General features: G+C 40.1%; 20 protein-coding genes and 1 other annotated feature. All 20 genes read right to left on the reverse strand.

The window, feature by feature from the left end; genetic code table 11:
• Nucleotides 1-27: 27 nt before the first annotated feature.
• Nucleotides 28-858 (reverse strand): 50S ribosomal protein L2, encoded by an 831-nt coding sequence (gene rplB / locus ACH6EI_RS25775; protein WP_013081374.1) that lies wholly within the window; start codon nucleotides 856-858, stop codon nucleotides 28-30.
• Between the two features lie 27 nt (nucleotides 859-885).
• Nucleotides 886-1,173 (reverse strand): 50S ribosomal protein L23, encoded by a 288-nt coding sequence (rplW, locus tag ACH6EI_RS25780; RefSeq protein ID WP_028412664.1) that lies wholly within the window; start codon nucleotides 1,171-1,173, stop codon nucleotides 886-888.
• Complete coding sequence (rplD, locus tag ACH6EI_RS25785) at nucleotides 1,173-1,796, reverse strand: 50S ribosomal protein L4 (protein ID WP_013081372.1); 624 nt, start codon at nucleotides 1,794-1,796, stop codon at nucleotides 1,173-1,175. Before rplD ends, rplW begins: the two co-directional genes overlap by 1 nt.
• Before the next feature lie 28 nt (nucleotides 1,797-1,824).
• Nucleotides 1,825-2,454 (reverse strand): 50S ribosomal protein L3, encoded by a 630-nt coding sequence (gene rplC, locus ACH6EI_RS25790; RefSeq protein WP_013054927.1) that lies wholly within the window; start codon nucleotides 2,452-2,454, stop codon nucleotides 1,825-1,827.
• Nucleotides 2,455-2,495: 41 nt separating this feature from the next.
• Nucleotides 2,496-2,804 (reverse strand): 30S ribosomal protein S10, encoded by a 309-nt coding sequence (gene rpsJ / locus ACH6EI_RS25795; RefSeq protein ID WP_013054926.1) that lies wholly within the window; start codon nucleotides 2,802-2,804, stop codon nucleotides 2,496-2,498.
• Nucleotides 2,805-3,119: 315 nt separating this feature from the next.
• A complete protein-coding gene (gene tuf / locus ACH6EI_RS25800) occupies nucleotides 3,120-4,310 on the reverse strand; it encodes an elongation factor Tu (RefSeq protein WP_013081371.1) in 1,191 nt (396 codons plus the stop codon).
• Between the two features lie 116 nt (nucleotides 4,311-4,426).
• On the reverse strand, nucleotides 4,427-6,505 hold the full coding sequence (gene fusA, locus ACH6EI_RS25805) for an elongation factor G (RefSeq protein ID WP_028412663.1): 2,079 nt from the start codon (nucleotides 6,503-6,505) through the stop codon (nucleotides 4,427-4,429).
• A 57-nt stretch (nucleotides 6,506-6,562) separates the two neighbouring features.
• Nucleotides 6,563-7,033, reverse strand: a complete 471-nt coding sequence (gene rpsG, locus ACH6EI_RS25810; RefSeq protein WP_013054923.1) for a 30S ribosomal protein S7 — start codon at nucleotides 7,031-7,033, stop codon at nucleotides 6,563-6,565.
• Between the two features lie 50 nt (nucleotides 7,034-7,083).
• Nucleotides 7,084-7,506: a 30S ribosomal protein S12 gene (gene rpsL, locus ACH6EI_RS25815; RefSeq protein ID WP_013054922.1), complete on the reverse strand. Its 423-nt coding sequence runs from the start codon at nucleotides 7,504-7,506 to the stop codon at nucleotides 7,084-7,086.
• Between the two features lie 99 nt (nucleotides 7,507-7,605).
• The gene (locus ACH6EI_RS25820) at nucleotides 7,606-7,854 is read right to left on the reverse strand and encodes a 50S ribosomal protein L7ae-like protein (protein WP_013054921.1); all 249 of its coding nucleotides are present in this window, start codon (nucleotides 7,852-7,854) and stop codon (nucleotides 7,606-7,608) included.
• A gap of 131 nt (nucleotides 7,855-7,985) precedes the next feature.
• Nucleotides 7,986-11,579 (reverse strand): DNA-directed RNA polymerase subunit beta', encoded by a 3,594-nt coding sequence (gene rpoC / locus ACH6EI_RS25825; RefSeq protein WP_013081369.1) that lies wholly within the window; start codon nucleotides 11,577-11,579, stop codon nucleotides 7,986-7,988.
• Between the two features lie 62 nt (nucleotides 11,580-11,641).
• Nucleotides 11,642-15,205: a DNA-directed RNA polymerase subunit beta gene (gene rpoB, locus ACH6EI_RS25830; RefSeq protein ID WP_099330567.1), complete on the reverse strand. Its 3,564-nt coding sequence runs from the start codon at nucleotides 15,203-15,205 to the stop codon at nucleotides 11,642-11,644.
• Nucleotides 15,206-15,450: 245 nt separating this feature from the next.
• The gene (locus tag ACH6EI_RS25835; protein ID WP_108674358.1) at nucleotides 15,451-16,053 is read right to left on the reverse strand and encodes a class I SAM-dependent methyltransferase; all 603 of its coding nucleotides are present in this window, start codon (nucleotides 16,051-16,053) and stop codon (nucleotides 15,451-15,453) included.
• Between the two features lie 112 nt (nucleotides 16,054-16,165).
• The gene (gene rplL / locus ACH6EI_RS25840; RefSeq protein ID WP_013054917.1) at nucleotides 16,166-16,528 is read right to left on the reverse strand and encodes a 50S ribosomal protein L7/L12; all 363 of its coding nucleotides are present in this window, start codon (nucleotides 16,526-16,528) and stop codon (nucleotides 16,166-16,168) included.
• Between the two features lie 44 nt (nucleotides 16,529-16,572).
• On the reverse strand, nucleotides 16,573-17,073 hold the full coding sequence (gene rplJ, locus ACH6EI_RS25845; protein ID WP_013054916.1) for a 50S ribosomal protein L10: 501 nt from the start codon (nucleotides 17,071-17,073) through the stop codon (nucleotides 16,573-16,575).
• A 40-nt stretch (nucleotides 17,074-17,113) separates the two neighbouring features.
• Nucleotides 17,114-17,257 (reverse strand) — a sequence feature (ribosomal protein L10 leader region).
• 65 nt (nucleotides 17,258-17,322) lie between these two features.
• Complete coding sequence (rplA, locus tag ACH6EI_RS25850) at nucleotides 17,323-18,018, reverse strand: 50S ribosomal protein L1 (protein ID WP_013054915.1); 696 nt, start codon at nucleotides 18,016-18,018, stop codon at nucleotides 17,323-17,325.
• Between the two features lie 110 nt (nucleotides 18,019-18,128).
• Nucleotides 18,129-18,554 carry a 50S ribosomal protein L11 gene (rplK, locus tag ACH6EI_RS25855; protein ID WP_013054914.1) on the reverse strand — a complete coding sequence of 142 codons (426 nt, stop codon included), beginning with the start codon at nucleotides 18,552-18,554 and terminating at the stop codon, nucleotides 18,129-18,131.
• Nucleotides 18,555-18,719: 165 nt separating this feature from the next.
• On the reverse strand, nucleotides 18,720-19,253 hold the full coding sequence (nusG, locus tag ACH6EI_RS25860; protein WP_014462032.1) for a transcription termination/antitermination protein NusG: 534 nt from the start codon (nucleotides 19,251-19,253) through the stop codon (nucleotides 18,720-18,722).
• Between the two features lie 195 nt (nucleotides 19,254-19,448).
• Entirely contained in the window at nucleotides 19,449-19,628 is a 180-nt protein-coding gene (gene secE / locus ACH6EI_RS25865) for a preprotein translocase subunit SecE (RefSeq protein ID WP_013054912.1), read from the reverse strand.
• Nucleotides 19,629-19,681: 53 nt separating this feature from the next.
• Nucleotides 19,682-19,831, reverse strand: coding sequence for a 50S ribosomal protein L33 (gene rpmG, locus ACH6EI_RS25870; RefSeq protein WP_013081365.1), 150 nt, complete (start codon nucleotides 19,829-19,831; stop codon nucleotides 19,682-19,684).
• Between the last annotated feature and the right edge of the window lie 41 nt (nucleotides 19,832-19,872).

Below are 19,872 nucleotides of genomic sequence, written 5' to 3' on the forward strand. Positions count from 1 at the left end.
GTTCGTTTGAACCGTAGCTCAATCCCGTTATTTTTTACGACGACGAACGATAAATTTATCGGATTTGTTTTTCTTCTTACGAGTTTTGTAACCAAGTGTTGGTTTACCCCATGGACTCATTGGAGACTTACGTCCGATTGGAGAACGTCCTTCACCACCACCGTGTGGGTGATCGTTAGGGTTCATTACAGAACCACGTACAGTTGGACGAATACCTAACCAACGAGAACGACCGGCTTTACCGATGTTGATTAACTCGTGTTGTTCGTTACCAACTTGACCTACAGTTGCACGACAAGTTGCAAGGATCATGCGTACTTCACCAGAAGTTAAACGTACTAATACGTATTTACCTTCTTTACCAAGTACTTGAGCAGATGTACCTGCAGAACGAACTAATTGTCCACCTTTACCAGGTTTCAATTCGATGTTGTGTACTACTGTACCAACAGGGATGTTAGCTAAAGGAAGCGCGTTACCTACTTTAATGTCAGCTTCAGGACCTGACATAACTTCTAAACCTACTTTTAGGTTTTTAGGAGCAAGGATGTAACGTTTTTCACCATCAGCATAATGAATTAATGCGATGTTAGCTGAACGGTTTGGATCATATTCGATTGTAGCAACGCGTCCAGGTATTCCATCTTTATCGCGTTTAAAATCGATGATACGGTATTGACGCTTGTGCCCACCACCTTGGTGACGAACAGTCAATTTACCTTGGTTGTTACGACCACCTTTTCTCTTGACAGGTGCAAGTAACGATTTTTCTGGTTTGTCAGTAGTAATTTCAGCGAAATCAGAAACTGACATACCACGACGACCATTTGAGGTTGGTTTATACTTTTTAATCGCCATCTCAATTTCCCTCCTTCTCTAGTAATCTTAAGCTTCGAAGAATTCGATTTCGTTGCTCTCTTGAGTTAGTGTTACTACCGCTTTACGACGACGGTTAGTAAGACCACTGTAGCGACCTACACGCTTGAATTTACCTTTGTAGTTCATGATGTTTACTTTTTCAACTTTTACGTCAAAGATTTTTTCGATAGCATCTTTAACCTCAGTTTTATTAGCTTTTACATCAACATCAAACGTATATTTTTTCTCAGCCATTAAGTCTGTTGAACGTTCTGTAATTACGGGGCGCTTAATAATATCACGAGGATCTTTCATTATGCAAGCACCTCCTCTACTTTTTCAACTGCGTCTTTAGTGATTACAAGCTTATCATGGTTCATAACGTCTAATACGCTTAAACCATTAGCTGCAACAACTGTTACACCAGGAATATTACGTGCTGAAAGTGCAACATTTTCGTTAAGATCAGCAGTTACTACTAATGCTTTGCGTTCTACTGTTAGGTTTTTAAGAACTGCTACCATTTCTTTTGTTTTTGGAGCGTCAAAAGAAAGAGCTTCAAGAACAACGATGCTGTTATCTTGAGCTTTAGTTGATAATGCAGACTTAATTGCTAAACGACGAACTTTTTTAGGTAATTTGTAGCTATAGCTTCTTGGAACTGGACCAAATACTACGCCACCACCACGCCATTGTGGAGAACGGATAGATCCTTGACGAGCACGACCAGTACCTTTTTGACGCCATGGCTTACGGCCACCGCCTCTTACTTCAGAACGATTTTTAACTTTAGAAGTACCTTGACGTTGAGATGCGCGTTGCATTACGATCGCGTCGAAAAGTACTTTGTTGTTTGGTTCGATACCGAAAACGGCATCTTGAAGTTCGATCTCTCCAACGTTTTCACCGTTTTGGTTAAACAATGCTACTTTTGGCATTGGTTATTCCTCCTTTCTCGAAGAATTATTATTTAGATTTAACTGCAGATTTAACAGTAACTAGAGATTTTCTAGCTCCTGGCACGTTACCTTTTACTAATAAAAGATTGCGTTCTGCGTCAACTTTAACGATTGATAAGTTTTGCACAGTGATGCGCTCTCCACCCATGCGTCCTGGTAATAATTTACCTTTAAATACGCGGTTTGGAGCTACAGGACCCATTGAACCTGGGCGACGGTGGTAGCGAGAACCATGAGACATAGGTCCGCGAGATTGTCCGTGGCGTTTAATAGCACCTTGGAAACCTTTACCTTTTGAGATTCCTGTTACATCAATTACATCGCCTTCTGCGAAAATATCAACCTTGACTTCTTGACCAACCTCATATGCTGAAGCGTCCACACCGCGTAACTCACGGATGAAGCGCTTAGGAGCAGTATTAGCTTTAGTAGCATGTCCTTTTGCAGGTTTGTTAGATAGTTTTTCACGGATATCTTCGAAACCTAATTGGATTGCTTCGTAACCGTCTGTCTCAGCGTTTTTAACTTGAAGAACTACGTTAGCAGAAGCTTCAATTACTGTTACTGGGATCAAGTCACCATTTTCAGCAAATACTTGAGTCATACCGATCTTTCTTCCTAAGATTCCTTTGGCCATTAGTCACACCTCCTAAGTATCTTTTCATTCTTTATTTTAAATTAAAGTTTAATTTCGATATCTACACCAGATGGTAAGTCTAAACGCATTAATGAATCAACAGTTTGTGGTGTTGGATTCACGATATCAATTAAGCGTTTATGCGTGCGCATTTCGAACTGCTCACGAGAATCTTTATATTTGTGTACTGCACGTAGAATTGTATAAATTGATTTTTCAGTCGGTAATGGAATCGGACCAGATACAGCCGCACCAGAACGTTTTGCAGTTTCTACGATTTTCTCAGCAGATTGATCAAGAATTCTGTGATCATATGCTTTTAAACGAATGCGAATTTTTTCTTTTGCCATTATTTTCCCTCCTTTTTCGCCTATTTTACAATAGACATTCTCCGCGGAAATTTCCCCACACTCGCCATGGCAAAGCGGCCGGGTGTGTCGGCAACCTTCCGCATCATCGCAGTCAAAGACCAACATTTTTATTATACTAAAAATGGGTTCATATTGCAACAATAAAGTTAAAAAACTTTTTTATGTGTCGCACACTTTTTTCATTATATATAAAAGGAGATCATTTTGCAAGTGTAATAGTAAAAACTATCTTTACCTTTTATCACCAAATAAAAAAGGAGTAGGTTACCCTACTCCCTTTACTGAAACGAGAAATTACTCGCTGATTTTAGCTACAACGCCAGCGCCTACTGTACGTCCACCTTCACGGATTGAGAATTTAGTACCTTCTTCAATCGCGATTGGAGCGATAAGTTCAACAGTCATTTCGATGTTGTCGCCAGGCATTACCATTTCTACGCCTTCAGGTAAGTTACAAATACCAGTTACATCAGTTGTACGGAAGTAGAACTGTGGACGGTAGTTTGTGAAGAATGGAGTGTGACGTCCACCTTCGTCTTTAGAAAGAACGTATACTTCAGCAGTAAATTTAGTGTGTGGAGTGATTGAGCCTGGTTTAGCTAATACTTGTCCACGTTGGATTTCTTCACGTGCTACACCACGAAGTAAAGCACCGATGTTGTCGCCAGCTTCAGCATAGTCAAGAAGCTTACGGAACATTTCTACACCTGTTACAGTAGTAGATTTTGGCTCTTCAGTTAAACCGATGATGTCGATAACGTCACCAACTTTAACTTGTCCACGCTCTACACGACCTGTAGCAACTGTACCACGACCAGTGATTGAGAATACGTCCTCAACTGGCATCATGAATGGTTTTTCAGTGTCACGTTCTGGAGTTGGGATGTACTCATCAACAGCGTCCATAAGCTCGATGATTTTAGCTTCCCAATCAGCTTCGCCTTCAAGAGCTTTAAGAGCAGAACCTTTGATTACTGGTACATCGTCACCAGGGAAGTCGTATTCAGAAAGAAGGTCACGTACTTCCATTTCTACTAATTCAAGTAGCTCTTCGTCGTCTACCATGTCACATTTGTTTAAGAATACAACTAGGTAAGGTACACCTACTTGACGAGAAAGAAGGATGTGCTCACGAGTTTGTGGCATTGGACCATCAGCAGCAGATACTACTAAGATACCGCCATCCATTTGAGCAGCACCAGTGATCATGTTTTTAACATAGTCAGCATGTCCTGGGCAGTCAACGTGTGCATAGTGACGAGTGTCAGTTTCATACTCAACGTGTGCAGTTGAGATTGTGATTCCACGCTCGCGCTCTTCTGGAGCAGCGTCGATCATGTCATAAGCCATTGCTGCACCTTTACCACTTTTCTTAGCAAGAACAGTAGTGATAGCAGCTGTTAAAGTTGTTTTACCATGGTCAACGTGACCAATTGTACCGATATTGGCATGTGTTTTTGAACGGTCGAATTTTTCCTTAGCCATTCGAAAATCCTCCTTAAAATTCATGTAGTTTATGTTTTATGAGGCCGTGAAAGGGAATGAGCTCCACTTTCACAGCGTACATAAGTAGTTATACTTCAATAAAGAGTGAAAATCAATTATTCACCTTTATTTTTTTTAATAATTTCTTCTGAAATTGATTTAGGAACTTCTTCGTAGTGATCGAAGTGCATAGAATATGTTCCGCGACCTTGAGTGTTTGAACGTAATGCAGTTGCATAACCAAACATTTCAGAAAGTGGAACGAATGCACGTACAACTTGAGCGTTACCGCGTGCTTCCATACCTTCTACACGTCCACGACGAGACGTAACGTCACCCATGATATCTCCTAAGTATTCGTCAGGGATAACAACTTCAACCTTCATCATTGGTTCAAGGATAGCTGGGTTACATTTTGATACTGCGTTTTTAAGAGCCATAGAAGCGGCAATTTTAAACGCCATCTCACTTGAGTCAACGTCATGGTAAGATCCATCAACTAAAGCAGCTTTGATATCGATTAATGGATAACCAGCAAGAACACCGTTTTGTAATGCATCTTCAAGACCAGCTTGAACTGCAGGGATGTATTCACGTGGAACTACACCACCAACGATTTTGTTCTCAAATTCAAAGCCTTTTCCTTCTTCGTTAGGTTCGAACTCAATCCAAACGTGACCGAATTGTCCACGACCACCAGATTGACGAGCGAATTTACCTTCAACTTTCGCACCAGCGCGGAAAGTTTCACGGTAAGCTACTTGAGGAGCACCAACGTTTGCTTCTACTTTGAATTCGCGACGCATACGGTCAACGATGATATCAAGGTGAAGCTCACCCATACCAGAGATGATGATTTGACCAGTCTCTGTATTAGTTTCCGCACGGAAAGTTGGATCTTCTTCTTGTAACTTTTGAAGAGCTGTCGTCATTTTATCTTGGTCAGCTTTTGATTTTGGCTCAACAGATAAAGAGATAACTGGCTCTGGGAATTCCATAGACTCAAGAATTACAAGACTCTTTTCGTCACATAGAGTATCACCAGTAGAAGTATCTTTTAATCCTACAGCTGCCGCGATATCTCCAGCGTATACTTCAGAAATCTCTTCACGAGAGTTAGCATGCATTTGTAGGATACGACCTACACGCTCACGCTTACCTTTTGTAGAGTTTTTGATGTATGAACCAGAGCTTAGTACACCAGAGTACACACGGAAGAACGTTAATTTACCAACATAAGGGTCCGTCATAACTTTGAACGCTAATGCTGAGAAAGGAGCGTTGTCGCTAGACTCACGCGTAACTTCTTCTTCTGTGTCAGGTACGATACCTTGGATTGCTGGTACATCAACTGGAGATGGTAGGTAATCAATTACCGCATCTAGCATTAATTGTACACCTTTGTTTTTGAATGCTGAACCACAGATAACTGGGTAGAATTCAACGTCACAAGTACCTTTACGGATACCAGCTTTTAGTTCTTCAACTGTAAGCTCGCCTTCGTCTAAGTACTTCATCATTAATTCTTCGTCAAGTTCTGCAACAGCTTCTACTAGGCTTGCACGGTATTCTTCAGCTTGCTCTTTGTATTCCTCAGGAATTTCACGAGATTCTGAACGAGTACCTAAGTCATCTTCGTAGAAGTATGCTTTCATTTCCACAAGGTCAATGATTGCTTCGAAGTCATCTTCAGCACCGATTGGCAACTGAATTGGGTGAGCATTTGCACCTAAACGATCGTGGATCGTTTTTACAGAGTACAAGAAGTCAGCACCAATTTTGTCCATTTTGTTAACGAATACGACACGGGGAACACCGTACGTAGTCGCTTGACGCCATACTGTTTCTGTTTGAGGCTCAACACCAGATTGAGCATCAAGAACTGCCACAGCGCCATCAAGTACACGTAATGAACGCTCAACTTCAACAGTGAAGTCTACGTGTCCAGGAGTATCGATGATGTTAACGCGGTGACCTTTCCAAGAAGCAGTTGTCGCAGCAGACGTGATAGTGATACCACGTTCTTGCTCTTGCTCCATCCAGTCCATTTGTGAAGCTCCTTCATGAGTTTCACCAATTTTATGGATACGGCCAGTATAATAAAGAACACGCTCAGTTGTTGTTGTTTTACCAGCATCAATGTGAGCCATGATCCCAATATTACGAGTGTTTTCTAAGGAGAACTCTCTTGCCATCTTAGGTATTTCTCCTTCCATATTATAATTTGTTTTTTTAAAAGTTTCGTTAAAAGATTACCAACGGTAATGAGCAAATGCTTTATTAGCTTCTGCCATTTTGTGAGTATCTTCACGTTTCTTAACTGCAGCACCAGTGTTGTTAGCTGCGTCAAGGATTTCGTTAGCTAAACGCTCTTCCATCGTTTTTTCTCCACGAAGACGAGCATAGTTTACTAACCAACGAAGACCTAAAGTAGTACGACGCTCTGGACGTACTTCTACAGGAACTTGGTAGTTAGAACCCCCTACACGGCGTGCTCTAACTTCTAGTACAGGCATGATGTTTTTAAGAGCTTGGTCGAATACTTCCATAGCTTCTTTACCACTGCGCTCTTGTACTAAATCGAATGCTCTATAAAGAATAGCTTGTGACTTACCGCGCTTTCCATCAAGCATCATTTTGTTGATTAAGCGAGATACAAGCTTAGAATTGTAAATCGGATCTGGTAATACGTCTCTTTTTGCAACAGGTCCCTTACGTGGCATTCTACTTCCTCCTTTCACTTTTAAAAGTTTATCTATTAATTGTTAAGCTATTATTTTTTAGCTGCTTTTGGTCGCTTAGTACCATATTTAGAACGACCTTGCATACGGCCATCCACACCAGCAGTATCAAGTGCACCACGTACGATATGGTAACGTACCCCTGGTAAATCTTTTACACGTCCACCGCGGATAAGTACCACGCTGTGTTCTTGTAAGTTGTGACCAATACCTGGGATATAAGCTGTTACCTCGATACCGTTTGTTAAACGTACACGAGCATATTTACGAAGAGCCGAGTTCGGTTTCTTCGGTGTCATAGTACCCACACGTGTACATACACCACGTTTTTGTGGAGAAGATTGGTTAGTTTGAGCTTTCTTGAAGCTGTTGTAACCTCTGTTTAAAGCAGGTGAGTCAGATTTTTTACCTTTACTCACACGACCATTACGGATTAATTGGTTAATAGTAGGCATTTAATTTTTCCTCCTTTCGCCTTTTGTAAGACCACACATCCAGGTGGTTCATTTTTTAGCAAAAAACAAAGTCTTTGAAACTAAAAGTTCAAAAACGTGTTAACTAATAATTGCAACAGTTGCAGCGTTAACTTCTATCCTACAAGCTTGACCAAGCTTTCGCATAGAAGGGACATACGTATACGGAACGTTTTCTTGCTGTGCCGTTTTTGCCACAATGGATGTGACATAAAAATCAGCGTCTTCAGCAATGATGACTTCCTTTACTGTACCTTTTTTTAATGCTTTCACCGTCTGCTTTGTTCCTACAATAATATGATCAGCCTGTAATACTTTTTCATAAGACATTATCATATCCTCCAAAGTAACAGGTAGTTTATAGGAGCACCTTTGATATAGTATCATTCCCTAGAATGGATGTCAACTAACGTTTCGTAGTTTTTTAAAAAAACATCCATTCTAGAGTAATGATTTTATAATTAGTCGATTGTTACCGTTTCTTCAGCTTGGTTTTTGATCGGTTCAGCATTACGATATCTCGTCATACCTGTACCAGCCGGAACTAGCTTACCAATGATAACATTCTCTTTAAGTCCAAGCAACTCATCACGTTTTCCTTTGATTGCAGCATCCGTAAGAACACGCGTTGTTTCTTGGAATGACGCAGCAGATAAGAAGGAATCAGTTTCAAGAGATGCTTTTGTAATACCAAGTAATACAGGACGGCCTGTCGCTGGACGATTGCCTTCAAGTAATACTTTTTCATTTGCATCAGTGAATTGGTGAATATCAAGTAATGAACCTGGTAATACATCTGTATCTCCTGAATCCATTACACGCACTTTACGAAGCATTTGGCGAACCATTACCTCTACGTGTTTATCTCCAATTTCTACCCCTTGCATACGGTATACTTTTTGCACCTCACGAAGCAAGTACTCTTGTACAGCCGTGATGTCTTTTACTTTTAGTAATTCTTTAGGATCAATTGAACCTTCCGTTAATTCTTGACCACGTGCAATGCGCTGTCCTTCAATAACTTTCAGGCGTGCACTGTACGGAGCTGTGTAAGAACGAGTTTCAATCTCTCCTTGAACAGTAATTTCGTGCTGACGATCGCGTCCTTCAGAAATGCCGGCAATTGTACCTTCAATTTCAGAGATAACGGCTTGACCTTTAGGGTTACGCGCTTCGAAAATCTCTTGGATACGCGGTAAACCTTGAGTGATATCGTCTCCAGCAACCCCACCTGTATGGAATGTACGCATCGTTAACTGTGTACCTGGCTCACCGATAGATTGAGCAGCGATGATACCAACTGCCTCACCCACTTCAACTTCTGAACCAGTTGCAAGGTTACGACCGTAACATTTTTTACATACACCGTGGCGAGTGTTACATGTGAATGCAGAACGAATCCATACTTCTTCAACACCAGCATCCACAATTGTTTCAGCTAGGTCTTCTGTAATTAGTTCGTTTTCTTTCACTAACACTTCGTTTGTTCCTGGGTGAAGTAGTGTTTTTCTTGCATAACGTCCAATTAGACGCTCATCAAGTTTCTCAATTTCTTCTGTTCCTTCTTTGATTGCAACAGCCAGAATACCGCGGTCTGTACCACAGTCGTCATCACGTACGATAACGTCTTGTGCTACGTCAACCAGACGACGAGTAAGGTAACCTGAGTCAGCTGTTTTAAGAGCCGTATCGGCAAGACCTTTACGTGCACCATGGGTAGAGATAAAGTACTCTAATACTGTTAAACCTTCACGGAAACTAGATTTGATTGGTAACTCAATGATACGACCGGACGGGTTGGCCATTAGTCCACGCATACCTGCAAGCTGAGTGAAGTTAGATGCGTTACCACGGGCACCAGAGTCACTCATCATGAAGATTGGGTTGCGTTTGTCTAATGACGCCATTAATTTACCTTGGATAACGTCTTTCGCGCTACTCCATACAGAGATAACACGCTCATAACGCTCATCTTCAGTAATTAAACCGCGACGGAATTGTTTTAGTACGTTATCTACTTTAGCTTGCGCTTCTGTTAAGATAACTTCTTTTTCTCCTAAAACCACGATATCAGCTACACCAACTGTAATACCAGCTTTAGTAGAATATTTGAAACCTAGGTCTTTCATACGGTCAAGCATTTTAGAAGTCTCAGTAATTTTGAAACGTTTAAATACTTCAGCGATAATATTACCTAAGATTTTTTTCTTAAACGGTGCGATAGCCGGTTGATTCTTGATGAATTCCTTCACATCTGCACCTTTTTCAACAAAGTACTTCTCAGGAGTTTTCACTTCTAAGTTTTCTCTTGTTGGTTCGTTAATGTATGGGAACGACTTTGGTAAAATTTCGTTGAAAACTAATTTACCAACCGTTGTAACAAGCAACTGTTGATTTTGTGCTTCTGTAAACGTTTCGTTGTTTAAAGAACCTGCATACACACCTACACGTGTATGAAGATGCACATAACCGTTTTGGTACGCTAATAGTGCTTCATTTGTATCCTTGAACACCATGCCTTCTCCAACTGCCTCTTCACGCTCAAGCGTTAAGTAGTAGTTACCTAATACCATATCCTGTGAAGGTGTAACAACTGGTTTACCATCTTTAGGGTTCAAGATATTTTGAGCAGCAAGCATTAAGATACGTGCTTCTGCTTGTGCTTCCGCAGATAATGGAACGTGAACCGCCATTTGGTCACCGTCAAAGTCAGCGTTATATGCTGTACATACAAGCGGATGAAGACGAATAGCGCGACCTTCTACAAGCGTAGGTTCAAATGCTTGAATACCTAGTCTGTGTAGCGTTGGTGCACGGTTTAAAAGAACTGGATGCTCTTTAATAACCGATTCTAATACGTCCCATACTTCAGGTTGCACACGTTCAATTTTACGTTTTGCACTCTTGATGTTATGAGCTAAACCGCGTTCAACAAGCTCTTTCATTACGAAAGGTTTGAAAAGCTCTAACGCCATTTCTTTTGGAAGACCACATTGATACATCTTTAAGTTCGGACCTACAACGATTACCGAACGGCCAGAGTAGTCAACACGTTTACCTAATAAGTTTTGACGGAAGCGACCTTGCTTACCTTTTAACATGTGAGAAAGAGATTTTAATGGACGGTTACCTGGTCCTGTTACCGGACGGCCACGACGACCATTATCGATTAATGCATCTACAGCTTCTTGAAGCATACGCTTTTCGTTTTGAACGATAATGCTAGGAGCTCCAAGGTCTAATAAACGCTTTAAGCGGTTGTTACGGTTAATTACACGGCGATATAAATCATTTAGATCAGACGTAGCAAAGCGTCCACCATCTAATTGAACCATTGGACGAAGTTCTGGCGGAATAACCGGTAGAACGTCTAAAATCATCCAAGAAGGTTCGTTACCAGAATGACGGAAAGCCTCTAGTACCTCTAAACGTTTAATAGCACGTGTACGACGTTGACCTTGAGCAGTTTTCAATTCTTCTTTCAAAGCATCTACTTCTTTATCAAGATCGATGTCATGCAATAATTTTTTAACAGCTTCAGCACCCATTGCTGCATGGAAAGTTTGTCCGTACTTCTCACGATACGCACGGTATTCTTTCTCTGATAAAAGCTGTTTCTTTTCAAGTGGTGTATCACCAGCATCTGTTACTACATAAGAAGCAAAATAAATGATTTCCTCTAGCGCACGAGGGGACATGTCTAAGACAAGTCCCATGCGGCTAGGAATACCTTTGAAGTACCAAATATGTGAAACAGGTGCAGCTAGTTCGATGTGACCCATGCGTTCACGACGAACTTTTGCGCGCGTAACTTCTACGCCACAACGATCACATACAACACCTTTATAACGAACGCGCTTATATTTTCCGCAGTGACATTCCCAGTCCTTTTGTGGACCAAAAATACGCTCACAGAATAAGCCGTCTTTTTCAGGTTTTAACGTACGATAGTTGATCGTTTCAGGTTTTTTTACCTCACCGTACGACCAAGAACGAATTTTATCTGGCGAAGCTAGACCGATTTTCATATACTCAAAGTTATTTACATCTAGCAAGGAGCCTACCTCCCTTTTAATCTACAGGTTTTTTCCCTTAACGTTTATATGAAAGTAATTCCTTACTCTTTTGTGACAGGATCTTTTTGTCCTTCAGAAAGGCTTTCTTCGTTATCTGCAATAATTGATTCTGTTGGTTGCTCATGGTCCTCTTCTGAGTCCATGATATCAATTTCTTGCTCGTCAGCAGAAAGCATCTTCACATCCATACCTAAACTTTGTAGTTCTTTGATTAATACTTTGAACGATTCAGGTATGCCAGGTTCTGGAATGTTTTCACCTTTAACAATTGCTTCGTATGTTTTCACACGACCTACTACGTCGTCTGATTTCACTGTTAAGATCTCTTGTAATGTATAAGCAGCACCGTATGCTTCAAGTGCCCATACTTCCATCTCACCAAAACGCTGTCCACCGAACTGCGCTTTACCACCAAGTGGTTGTTGTGTAACAAGTGAGTATGGTCCAGTAGAACGAGCGTGAAGTTTATCGTCTACCATGTGAGCAAGTTTGATCATGTACATGATTCCTACTGATACACGGTTATCGAATGGTTCACCTGTTCGACCATCATATAGAACTGTTTTAGCATCACGAGACATGCCAGCTTCTTCGATTGTTGCCCAAACATCTTCCTCACGCGCACCATCAAATACTGGAGACGCAACGTGAATGCCAAGCTTACGAGCAGCCATACCTAAATGAAGCTCTAGCACCTGACCGATGTTCATACGAGATGGTACCCCTAATGGGTTTAACATGATGTCAATTGGCGTACCGTCTGGTAGGTAAGGCATATCTTCTTCCGGTAAAATACGTGAAATTACACCTTTGTTACCGTGACGACCGGCCATTTTGTCACCTTCAGAAATTTTACGCTTCTGAACAATGTATACACGGACTAATTGGTTTACACCTGGTGGTAATTCGTCGCCATCTTCACGGTTGAAGACTTTAACATCAAGGATAATTCCACCGCCGCCGTGCGGTACACGAAGAGAAGTATCACGAACTTCACGCGCTTTTTCACCGAAAATAGCGTGTAGAAGACGTTCTTCAGCTGTTAGTTCTGTTACACCTTTTGGCGTTACTTTACCAACTAAAAGATCTCCATCTTTTACTTCTGCACCAATGCGGATGATTCCACGCTCATCTAAGTTGCGAAGCGCATCTTCACCTACGTTTGGAATGTCACGCGTAATTTCTTCAGGTCCAAGTTTCGTATCACGAGACTCAGATTCATATTCTTCAATATGAACAGACGTATATACATCGTCTTTCACAAGGCGTTCACTCATGATGATGGCATCCTCATAGTTGTAACCATCCCATGTCATGAAACCAACCATTACGTTTCGTCCTAAAGCAAGCTCACCTTTTTCCATTGAAGGACCGTCGGCTAAGATCTCACCTTTTACTACTTCGTCGCCAACTGAAACAATTGGACGCTGGTTGTAACAAGTACCTTGGTTAGAACGAACGAATTTTAATAATTTGTATTGATCTAAGTTACCTTTAACTTTTTGTCCGTCTACTTCTTCATAGCGGCGAACAAAAATTTGTTTTGCTTCTACGCGCTCTACAACGCCAGGGTATTTACAAATCACGGCTGCACCAGAGTCTTTACCAGATACATATTCCATACCTGTACCTACGATTGGTGCTTCAGGATTTAATAAAGGTACTGCTTGACGTTGCATGTTCGCACCCATTAATGCACGGTTAGAGTCATCGTTCTCTAAGAATGGGATACATGCTGTAGCGGCAGATACAACTTGTTTTGGTGATACATCCATATAGTCTAAACGATCGCGACGGATAACCGTGTTTTCTCCACGGAAACGTGCAACGACATTTTCATCTAAGAATGAACCATCATCACCTAGACGAGCGTTCGCTTGGGCTACAACATAGTTATCTTCTTCATCAGCTGTTAAGTAGTCAATTCGCTCTGTCACTTTACCTGTTTCAGGATCGATACGACGGTAAGGTGTTTCGATGAAACCGAATTTGTTTACTTTTGCATATGAAGAAAGTGAGTTGATTAACCCGATATTCGGACCCTCTGGAGTTTCAATCGGACACATACGGCCATAGTGGGAGTAGTGAACGTCACGCACTTCGAAACCAGCGCGTTCACGCGTTAAACCACCAGGTCCTAGAGCTGAAAGACGACGTTTGTGCGTCAATTCGCCTAATGGATTCGTTTGATCCATGAACTGTGATAATTGAGAACTTCCAAAGAACTCTTTAATCGCCGCAATAACTGGACGAATATTAATTAATTGTTGAGGTGTGATTGTATTCGTGTCTTGAATTGACATTCTTTCACGAACAACACGTTCCATACGAGATAAACCGATACGGAATTGGTTTTGTAACAATTCACCTACAGAACGCAGACGACGGTTACCTAAGTGGTCGATATCATCTGTGTCTCCTACTTGATGAAGCAAGTTAAAGAAGTAACTGATTGATGCTAGGATATCAGCAGGTGTGATATTTTTAACTGCTTCTGTTACATAAGCGTTGCCTGATACAGTGATGACTTTTTCACCTTCTGGATCATTTGGCGCATAAATCTTAATAGATTGTAATGTAACATCGTCTTCTACTACTCCACCAACCGGACTATAAGTTTTAAAGTTTACTCCACCTTCAAGCATCGGAATCAAGCGATCTAGCAGACGGCGATCAATCATTGCGCCTTTTTCTGCAATAATTTCACCTGTTTCAGGATCAACTAATGTTTCAGCTAGCTTTTGATTAAATAAGCGATGTTTGATATGAAGCTTTTTATTAATTTTATAGCGACCTACGTTCGCTAAGTCATATCGTTTTGGATCAAAGAAGCGAGATACTAATAGAGACTTCGCATTCTCAACTGTCGGTGGTTCACCCGGACGTAAACGCTCATAGATTTCTAATAGCGCTTTTTCCGTTGTTTCCGTATTATCTTTTTCAAGCGTATTACGGATGTATTCATTATCACCGATTAAATCGATAATCTCTTGGTCAGAACCGAAACCTAGCGCGCGTAACAGCACTGTTACTGGCAGTTTACGAGTACGATCAATACGCACGTATACTACATCTTTTGCATCAGTTTCATATTCTAGCCATGCACCACGGTTAGGGATAACAGTTGCTGTATATCCTTTTTTACCGTTTTTATCAAGCTTTCCACTATAGTAAACACTTGGTGAACGAACCAACTGTGATACGATAACACGCTCAGCACCATTAATTACAAAGGTACCTGTTTCGGTCATCAATGGGAAATCTCCCATGAACACATCTTGGTCTTTTACTTCACCTGTTTCTTTATTAATTAACCGCACCTTAACACGAAGAGGTGCTGCATAAGTTACATCACGTTCTTTAGACTCTCCTACTGAATACTTTGGCTCACCTAAGCTGTAATCAATAAATTCTAGTGATAAGTTACCTGTAAAATCATCAATTGGAGAAATATCTTGGAACATTTCTCGTAAACCTTCATCTAAAAACCATTGGTATGAAGCCGTTTGAATCTCGATTAAGTTCGGTAACTCTAAAACTTCACTAATACGAGCATAACTTCTGCGTTGGCGGTGGCGTCCATACTGAACTAGTTGACCTGTCAACTGATTCACCCCTCAAATCAAGCGTTATTATTCAAAATATATAATAAACCATATGTTTATTATTGAACAAAAGAAAAATGGTCTCTTTAAATAGAAAACCACAATTTCATAAAAACGTACTATTGATTTTATTAGTTTTTCCCATATAATTCAAAATTATACCTTTTATTTTATGTATAACCCGAGCTTATATGGAATATTTATATATTGGCATTTTATAATGCTAACATACTAAAAAATATTAGTCAACATTTTTTAGCACATATGATATAATACCCTTTTTTCTTTTCTACTACTTCTACTTCATTAAATAGAGATTCTAATTTCGCAAGAGCAGATGGCGCTCCTTGCTTTTTCTGAATCACAATCCAAAGTTCTCCTTGGTCAGCAAGGTGATCTAATGACTTTTCTAGAATTTCATGAACAACTTTTTTACCCGCACGGATCGGCGGATTACTAAGAATAGCTGCAAAATTCGTTTCCTTCACATTTTCATAGCAAGAGCTTTGATAGATTGAAACATTTGATACTGAATTAACTTCAGCATTTTTTTGAGCTAGTGCTAATGCACGTTCATTAACATCGACCATATGAACGTTTCTTTGGCTATCCTCTTTTGCAAGAGCCAACCCAATCGGGCCATATCCGCACCCAACATCCAGAAGCTGGCCGGGACTCTCAGGCATTTGAAACGTTTCAATTAACAGGCGCGATCCAAAATCGATCTCTTTTTTTGAAAAAACACCGCTGTCACTCGTAAATGAAAAAGAGGTTCCTCTCAATTCAAATGAAAAGCGCTCTTCATTACTTGCAGACGATGGTGTATTAGAAAAATAATGTTCTGTCAAAATAGAACCTCCTAATCAATATGTTCTTCTTTACTATAAATGAAAAGGATGACAGAAGCAAAAAAGCTCGCTTGTACAAGCGAGCTTTTTTATATCAGTTGTTAAGCAATAATTACTTAACTTCTACAGAAGCGCCAACTTCTTCAAGTTTAGCTTTTGCTTCTTCAGCTTCTTCTTTAGAAATACCTTCTTTAAGAGCTTTTGGAGCGTTATCAACGATTTCTTTAGCTTCTTTTAAGCCAAGACCAGTGATTTCACGTACTACTTTGATAACTTTGATTTTTTGTCCGCCAGCACTTTCAAGTACTAGGTCAAATTCAGTTTTCTCAGCAGCAGCTTCACCAGCAGCACCGCCAGCTACAGCTACAGGAGCAGCAGCAGTTACGCCAAATTCTTCTTCGATTGCTTTTACTAAATCGTTAAGTTCTAAAACAGTCATATTTTTAACTGCTTCAATGATTTGTTCTTGAGTCATTGTTAATTTCCTCCTTGTGATTGTGTTATATATAACAGACTAGATTATGCACCTTGTTCTTCTTTTTGATCTGCCACAGCTTTTGTAGCAAGAGCAAGGTTGCGAATTGGAGCTTGAAGCACGCTAAGCAACATAGAAAGTAAGCCTTCGCGAGATGGTAGTTCTGCAAGTGCTTTAATTTCTTCAACAGATGCAACATTACCTTCAATTACACCAGCTTTGATTTCTAACGCTTCGTGTTCTTTAGCGAAGTTGTTTAAAATTTTAGCTGGAGCAACAACATCTTCTCCACCAAATGCGATTGCATTTGGACCTACTAACGCATCATTAAGATCTGTTAGTTCAAGTTTTTCTACAGCACGGCGAGTTAAAGTGTTTTTGTAAACTTTGAACTCAATGCCTGCTTCACGTAATTGCTTACGAAGTTCAGTAACTTCAGCAACATTCAAACCACGGTAGTCAACGACAACTATTGAGTTACTCGCTTGAAGTTTTTCAGCAATTTCGTCTACGACTTGTTTCTTTTGTTCAATTACGTTGCTCATCTTTACACCTCCTGTAGATTTCCTTCCGTACACTCAGACAAGGTGCAATAAAAAACCTCCATGACAATAAAGACATGAAGGTGTAGTAAGCGAACCATAACGTTTCACTAATTTATCTCACACACCTCGGTAGGAAATTAAGCTTTGCAGCACCTACTGTCTACGGTACAAATGTTATTCTTTTTAACAACATTATCTATTATAATCAGGGACTTTCAAAAAGTCAACACCGATTTATTTCCAAATTTATTAAGCAGAGAATGAAGCAGTATCAACTTTGATACCAGGGCCCATTGTTGAAGTAACAGCTACGTTCTTCATGTATGTGCCTTTTGCTGCTGCCGGCTTAGCTTTTACCATAGTTTCGAAGATTGTAGTGAAGTTTTCAACTAACTTGCTCTCTTCGAAAGATACTTTACCGATTGGTACGTGGATGTTACCAGCTTTATCAACACGGTATTCTACTTTACCAGCTTTGATTTCGTTAACTGCTTTTTGAACATCAAATGTTACTGTACCAGTTTTAGGGTTTGGCATTAAACCTTTAGGTCCTAATACACGACCAAGTTTACCAACTTCACCCATCATGTCTGGAGTAGCTACGATTACATCGAACTCGAACCAACCTTGTTGGATTTTGTTGATGTAGTCAGCATCGCCAACGTAGTCAGCGCCTGCAGCTTCAGCTTCTTTAGCTTTTTCGCCTTTAGCGAATACTAATACACGTTGAGTTTTACCTGTACCGTTTGGTAGTACTACTGCACCACGAATTTGTTGGTCAGCTTTCTTAGGGTCAACTCCTAAACGGAATGCTACTTCTACAGTTGCATCAAATTTAGTTGTGTTTGTTTTCTTTACTAATTCAATCGCTTCTTGTACTGAATAAGTTTGTGTACGATCTACAAGCTTAGCAGCTTCAACGTACTTTTTACCTTTTTTAGCCATTTTTGTTTCCTCCTTATGTGGTTTTAACGGAATAACCTCCCACTAATAAAGGTTGCGAGCATAGGAAAACTTCCATTTCTCGCAACCTTCTAACACCCAATCAAATGGAATTAGTCTTCAACTACGATTCCCATACTGCGCGCTGTACCTTCTACCATGCGCATTGCAGATTCAACGCTAGCAGCGTTTAAGTCAGGCATTTTAGTTTCAGCAATCTCACGCACTTTGTCACGCTTGACTGTTGCAACTTTATTACGGTTTGGTTCACCAGAACCAGACTCAATACCAGCCGCTTTCTTAAGTAGTACAGCAGCAGGTGGAGTTTTCGTAATAAATGTAAATGAACGGTCTTCAAATACCGTGATTTCAACAGGAATGATAAGACCAGCTTGATCAGCTGTGCGAGCGTTAAACTCCTTACAGAAACCCATGATGTTAACACCGGCTTGACCTAATGCAGGACCAACTGGTGGCGCTGGATTTGCTTTACCTGCAGGAATTTGTAACTTAACAAGTTTAATTACTTTTTTAGCCACGAGACACACCTCCTTAAGTCCGTGATGTGGTAATAGGGCGATGCCCTCCCACTCAATGTTCTTTATATATAAAATAAAGAAATAGTTGTTTTAGTCTCTAGTTTTGAGACATACTGACTTATGAAATATTAACATTAAACTTCATGAATTGCAAGGTCTTACAGATTATATTTTTTCAATTTGTGTAAAGTCTAGCTCTACTGGCGTTTGTCTTCCGAACATATCGACATGAACCTTAACTTTACGTTTATCTGTATCGATTTCTTCAATGGTACCTTCGAAGTTTGCAAACGGACCTTCTTGAACCAATACTGTTTCTTTTAGTTCAAAGTCAAAGTCAGCATGCTGCTCGTCCATGCCCATTTGTTTTAAGATCATTTCTACTTCTTCTGGTAGAAGAGCAGTTGGCTTTGATCCAGAACCTGCTGAACCTACAAAGCCCGTAACTCCAGGTGTATTACGAACTACATACCATGAATCATCTGTCATGATGATTTCAACTAACACGTACCCTGGGAATACTTTTTTCTTTGTAATCTTTTCTTTGTTGTTCTTAATTTCTCTTTCTTCTTCTTCAGGAACAACAACGCGGAAAATTTTATCTTGCATACCCATTGTTTCTACGCGCTTTTCTAAATTTGTTTTTACTTTATTTTCATATCCAGAATAAGTATGGACTACATACCAATTTTTCTCCATTTCTGAGGACTATACGTCCTTCCCTCCCAGCTCACTATAAAATAAGATGTCCTAATCTATTGCACAGACAACGCACTAGGAAAATAGTTGACTCCTAGCACAATCATTCTTAAAGCAAATTAAAAAACCCGTCTCCGGGCTTTTCTGAAAAAAACATAATTTAGCTTTATTATACCATGATTTAAGTCAATTTATTCAAGGGATTAAACGAATAAGTGACGAAATTCCGTAATCAACTACTACAAAAAAGAGTGTCATAAATACAACTGTAGAAATAACAGTAATTGTATAACGAGTTAGCTCATTTTTTTTAGGCCAACTTACCTTCTTCATCTCACGCCCAACATCACGCAAGAAATTTCCTACACGGTTCATGTTTGTAACCTCCAATAAATTAAAAGGGGTATTAGTCTGTGCAGATTATTGATCTACTTTGTTTCACGATGAATCGTATGTGCGTTACACGTTTTGCAAAACTTCTTCATTTCTAAACGCTCTTCGTTTTGCTGTGTGTTTTTCATAGTCGTATAGTTACGACTAGCGCATTGCACACACGCAAGTACAACTTTTTTACGCATAATGTCAACCACCTATAGAGTGATAATGTCTATAAAAAAGT

It is taken from the genome of Priestia sp. JSM ZJ58 (assembly GCF_044383985.1).
In the GTDB taxonomy this organism is placed as follows: Bacteria; Bacillota; Bacilli; order Bacillales; family Bacillaceae_H; genus Priestia; species Priestia zanthoxyli.

What these genes read in the sequence shown, in the direction of transcription:
- rplC (WP_013054927.1), bottom strand. Translation starts at nt 2,454, where the DNA reads ATGGCCAAAGGAATCTTAGGAAGAAAGATCGGTATGACTCAAGTATTT.
- rplD (WP_013081372.1), bottom strand. Translation starts at nt 1,796, where the DNA reads ATGCCAAAAGTAGCATTGTTTAACCAAAACGGTGAAAACGTTGGAGAG.
- fusA (WP_028412663.1), bottom strand. Translation starts at nt 6,505, where the DNA reads ATGGCAAGAGAGTTCTCCTTAGAAAACACTCGTAATATTGGGATCATG.
- rpmG (WP_013081365.1), bottom strand. Translation starts at nt 19,831, where the DNA reads ATGCGTAAAAAAGTTGTACTTGCGTGTGTGCAATGCGCTAGTCGTAAC.
- rplA (WP_013054915.1), bottom strand. Translation starts at nt 18,018, where the DNA reads ATGGCTAAAAAAGGTAAAAAGTACGTTGAAGCTGCTAAGCTTGTAGAT.
- rpsL (WP_013054922.1), bottom strand. Translation starts at nt 7,506, where the DNA reads ATGCCTACTATTAACCAATTAATCCGTAATGGTCGTGTGAGTAAAGGT.
- secE (WP_013054912.1), bottom strand. Translation starts at nt 19,628, where the DNA reads ATGAACCGTGTAGGAAATTTCTTGCGTGATGTTGGGCGTGAGATGAAG.
- rplJ (WP_013054916.1), bottom strand. Translation starts at nt 17,073, where the DNA reads ATGAGCAACGTAATTGAACAAAAGAAACAAGTCGTAGACGAAATTGCT.
- tuf (WP_013081371.1), bottom strand. Translation starts at nt 4,310, where the DNA reads ATGGCTAAGGAAAAATTCGACCGTTCAAAAACACATGCCAATATCGGT.
- nusG (WP_014462032.1), bottom strand. Translation starts at nt 19,253, where the DNA reads ATGGAGAAAAATTGGTATGTAGTCCATACTTATTCTGGATATGAAAAT.
- rpsJ (WP_013054926.1), bottom strand. Translation starts at nt 2,804, where the DNA reads ATGGCAAAAGAAAAAATTCGCATTCGTTTAAAAGCATATGATCACAGA.
- rplL (WP_013054917.1), bottom strand. Translation starts at nt 16,528, where the DNA reads ATGACTCAAGAACAAATCATTGAAGCAGTTAAAAATATGACTGTTTTA.
- rpsG (WP_013054923.1), bottom strand. Translation starts at nt 7,033, where the DNA reads ATGCCACGTAAGGGACCTGTTGCAAAAAGAGACGTATTACCAGATCCG.
- rplW (WP_028412664.1), bottom strand. Translation starts at nt 1,173, where the DNA reads ATGAAAGATCCTCGTGATATTATTAAGCGCCCCGTAATTACAGAACGT.
- rplB (WP_013081374.1), bottom strand. Translation starts at nt 858, where the DNA reads ATGGCGATTAAAAAGTATAAACCAACCTCAAATGGTCGTCGTGGTATG.
- ACH6EI_RS25820 (WP_013054921.1), bottom strand. Translation starts at nt 7,854, where the DNA reads ATGTCTTATGAAAAAGTATTACAGGCTGATCATATTATTGTAGGAACA.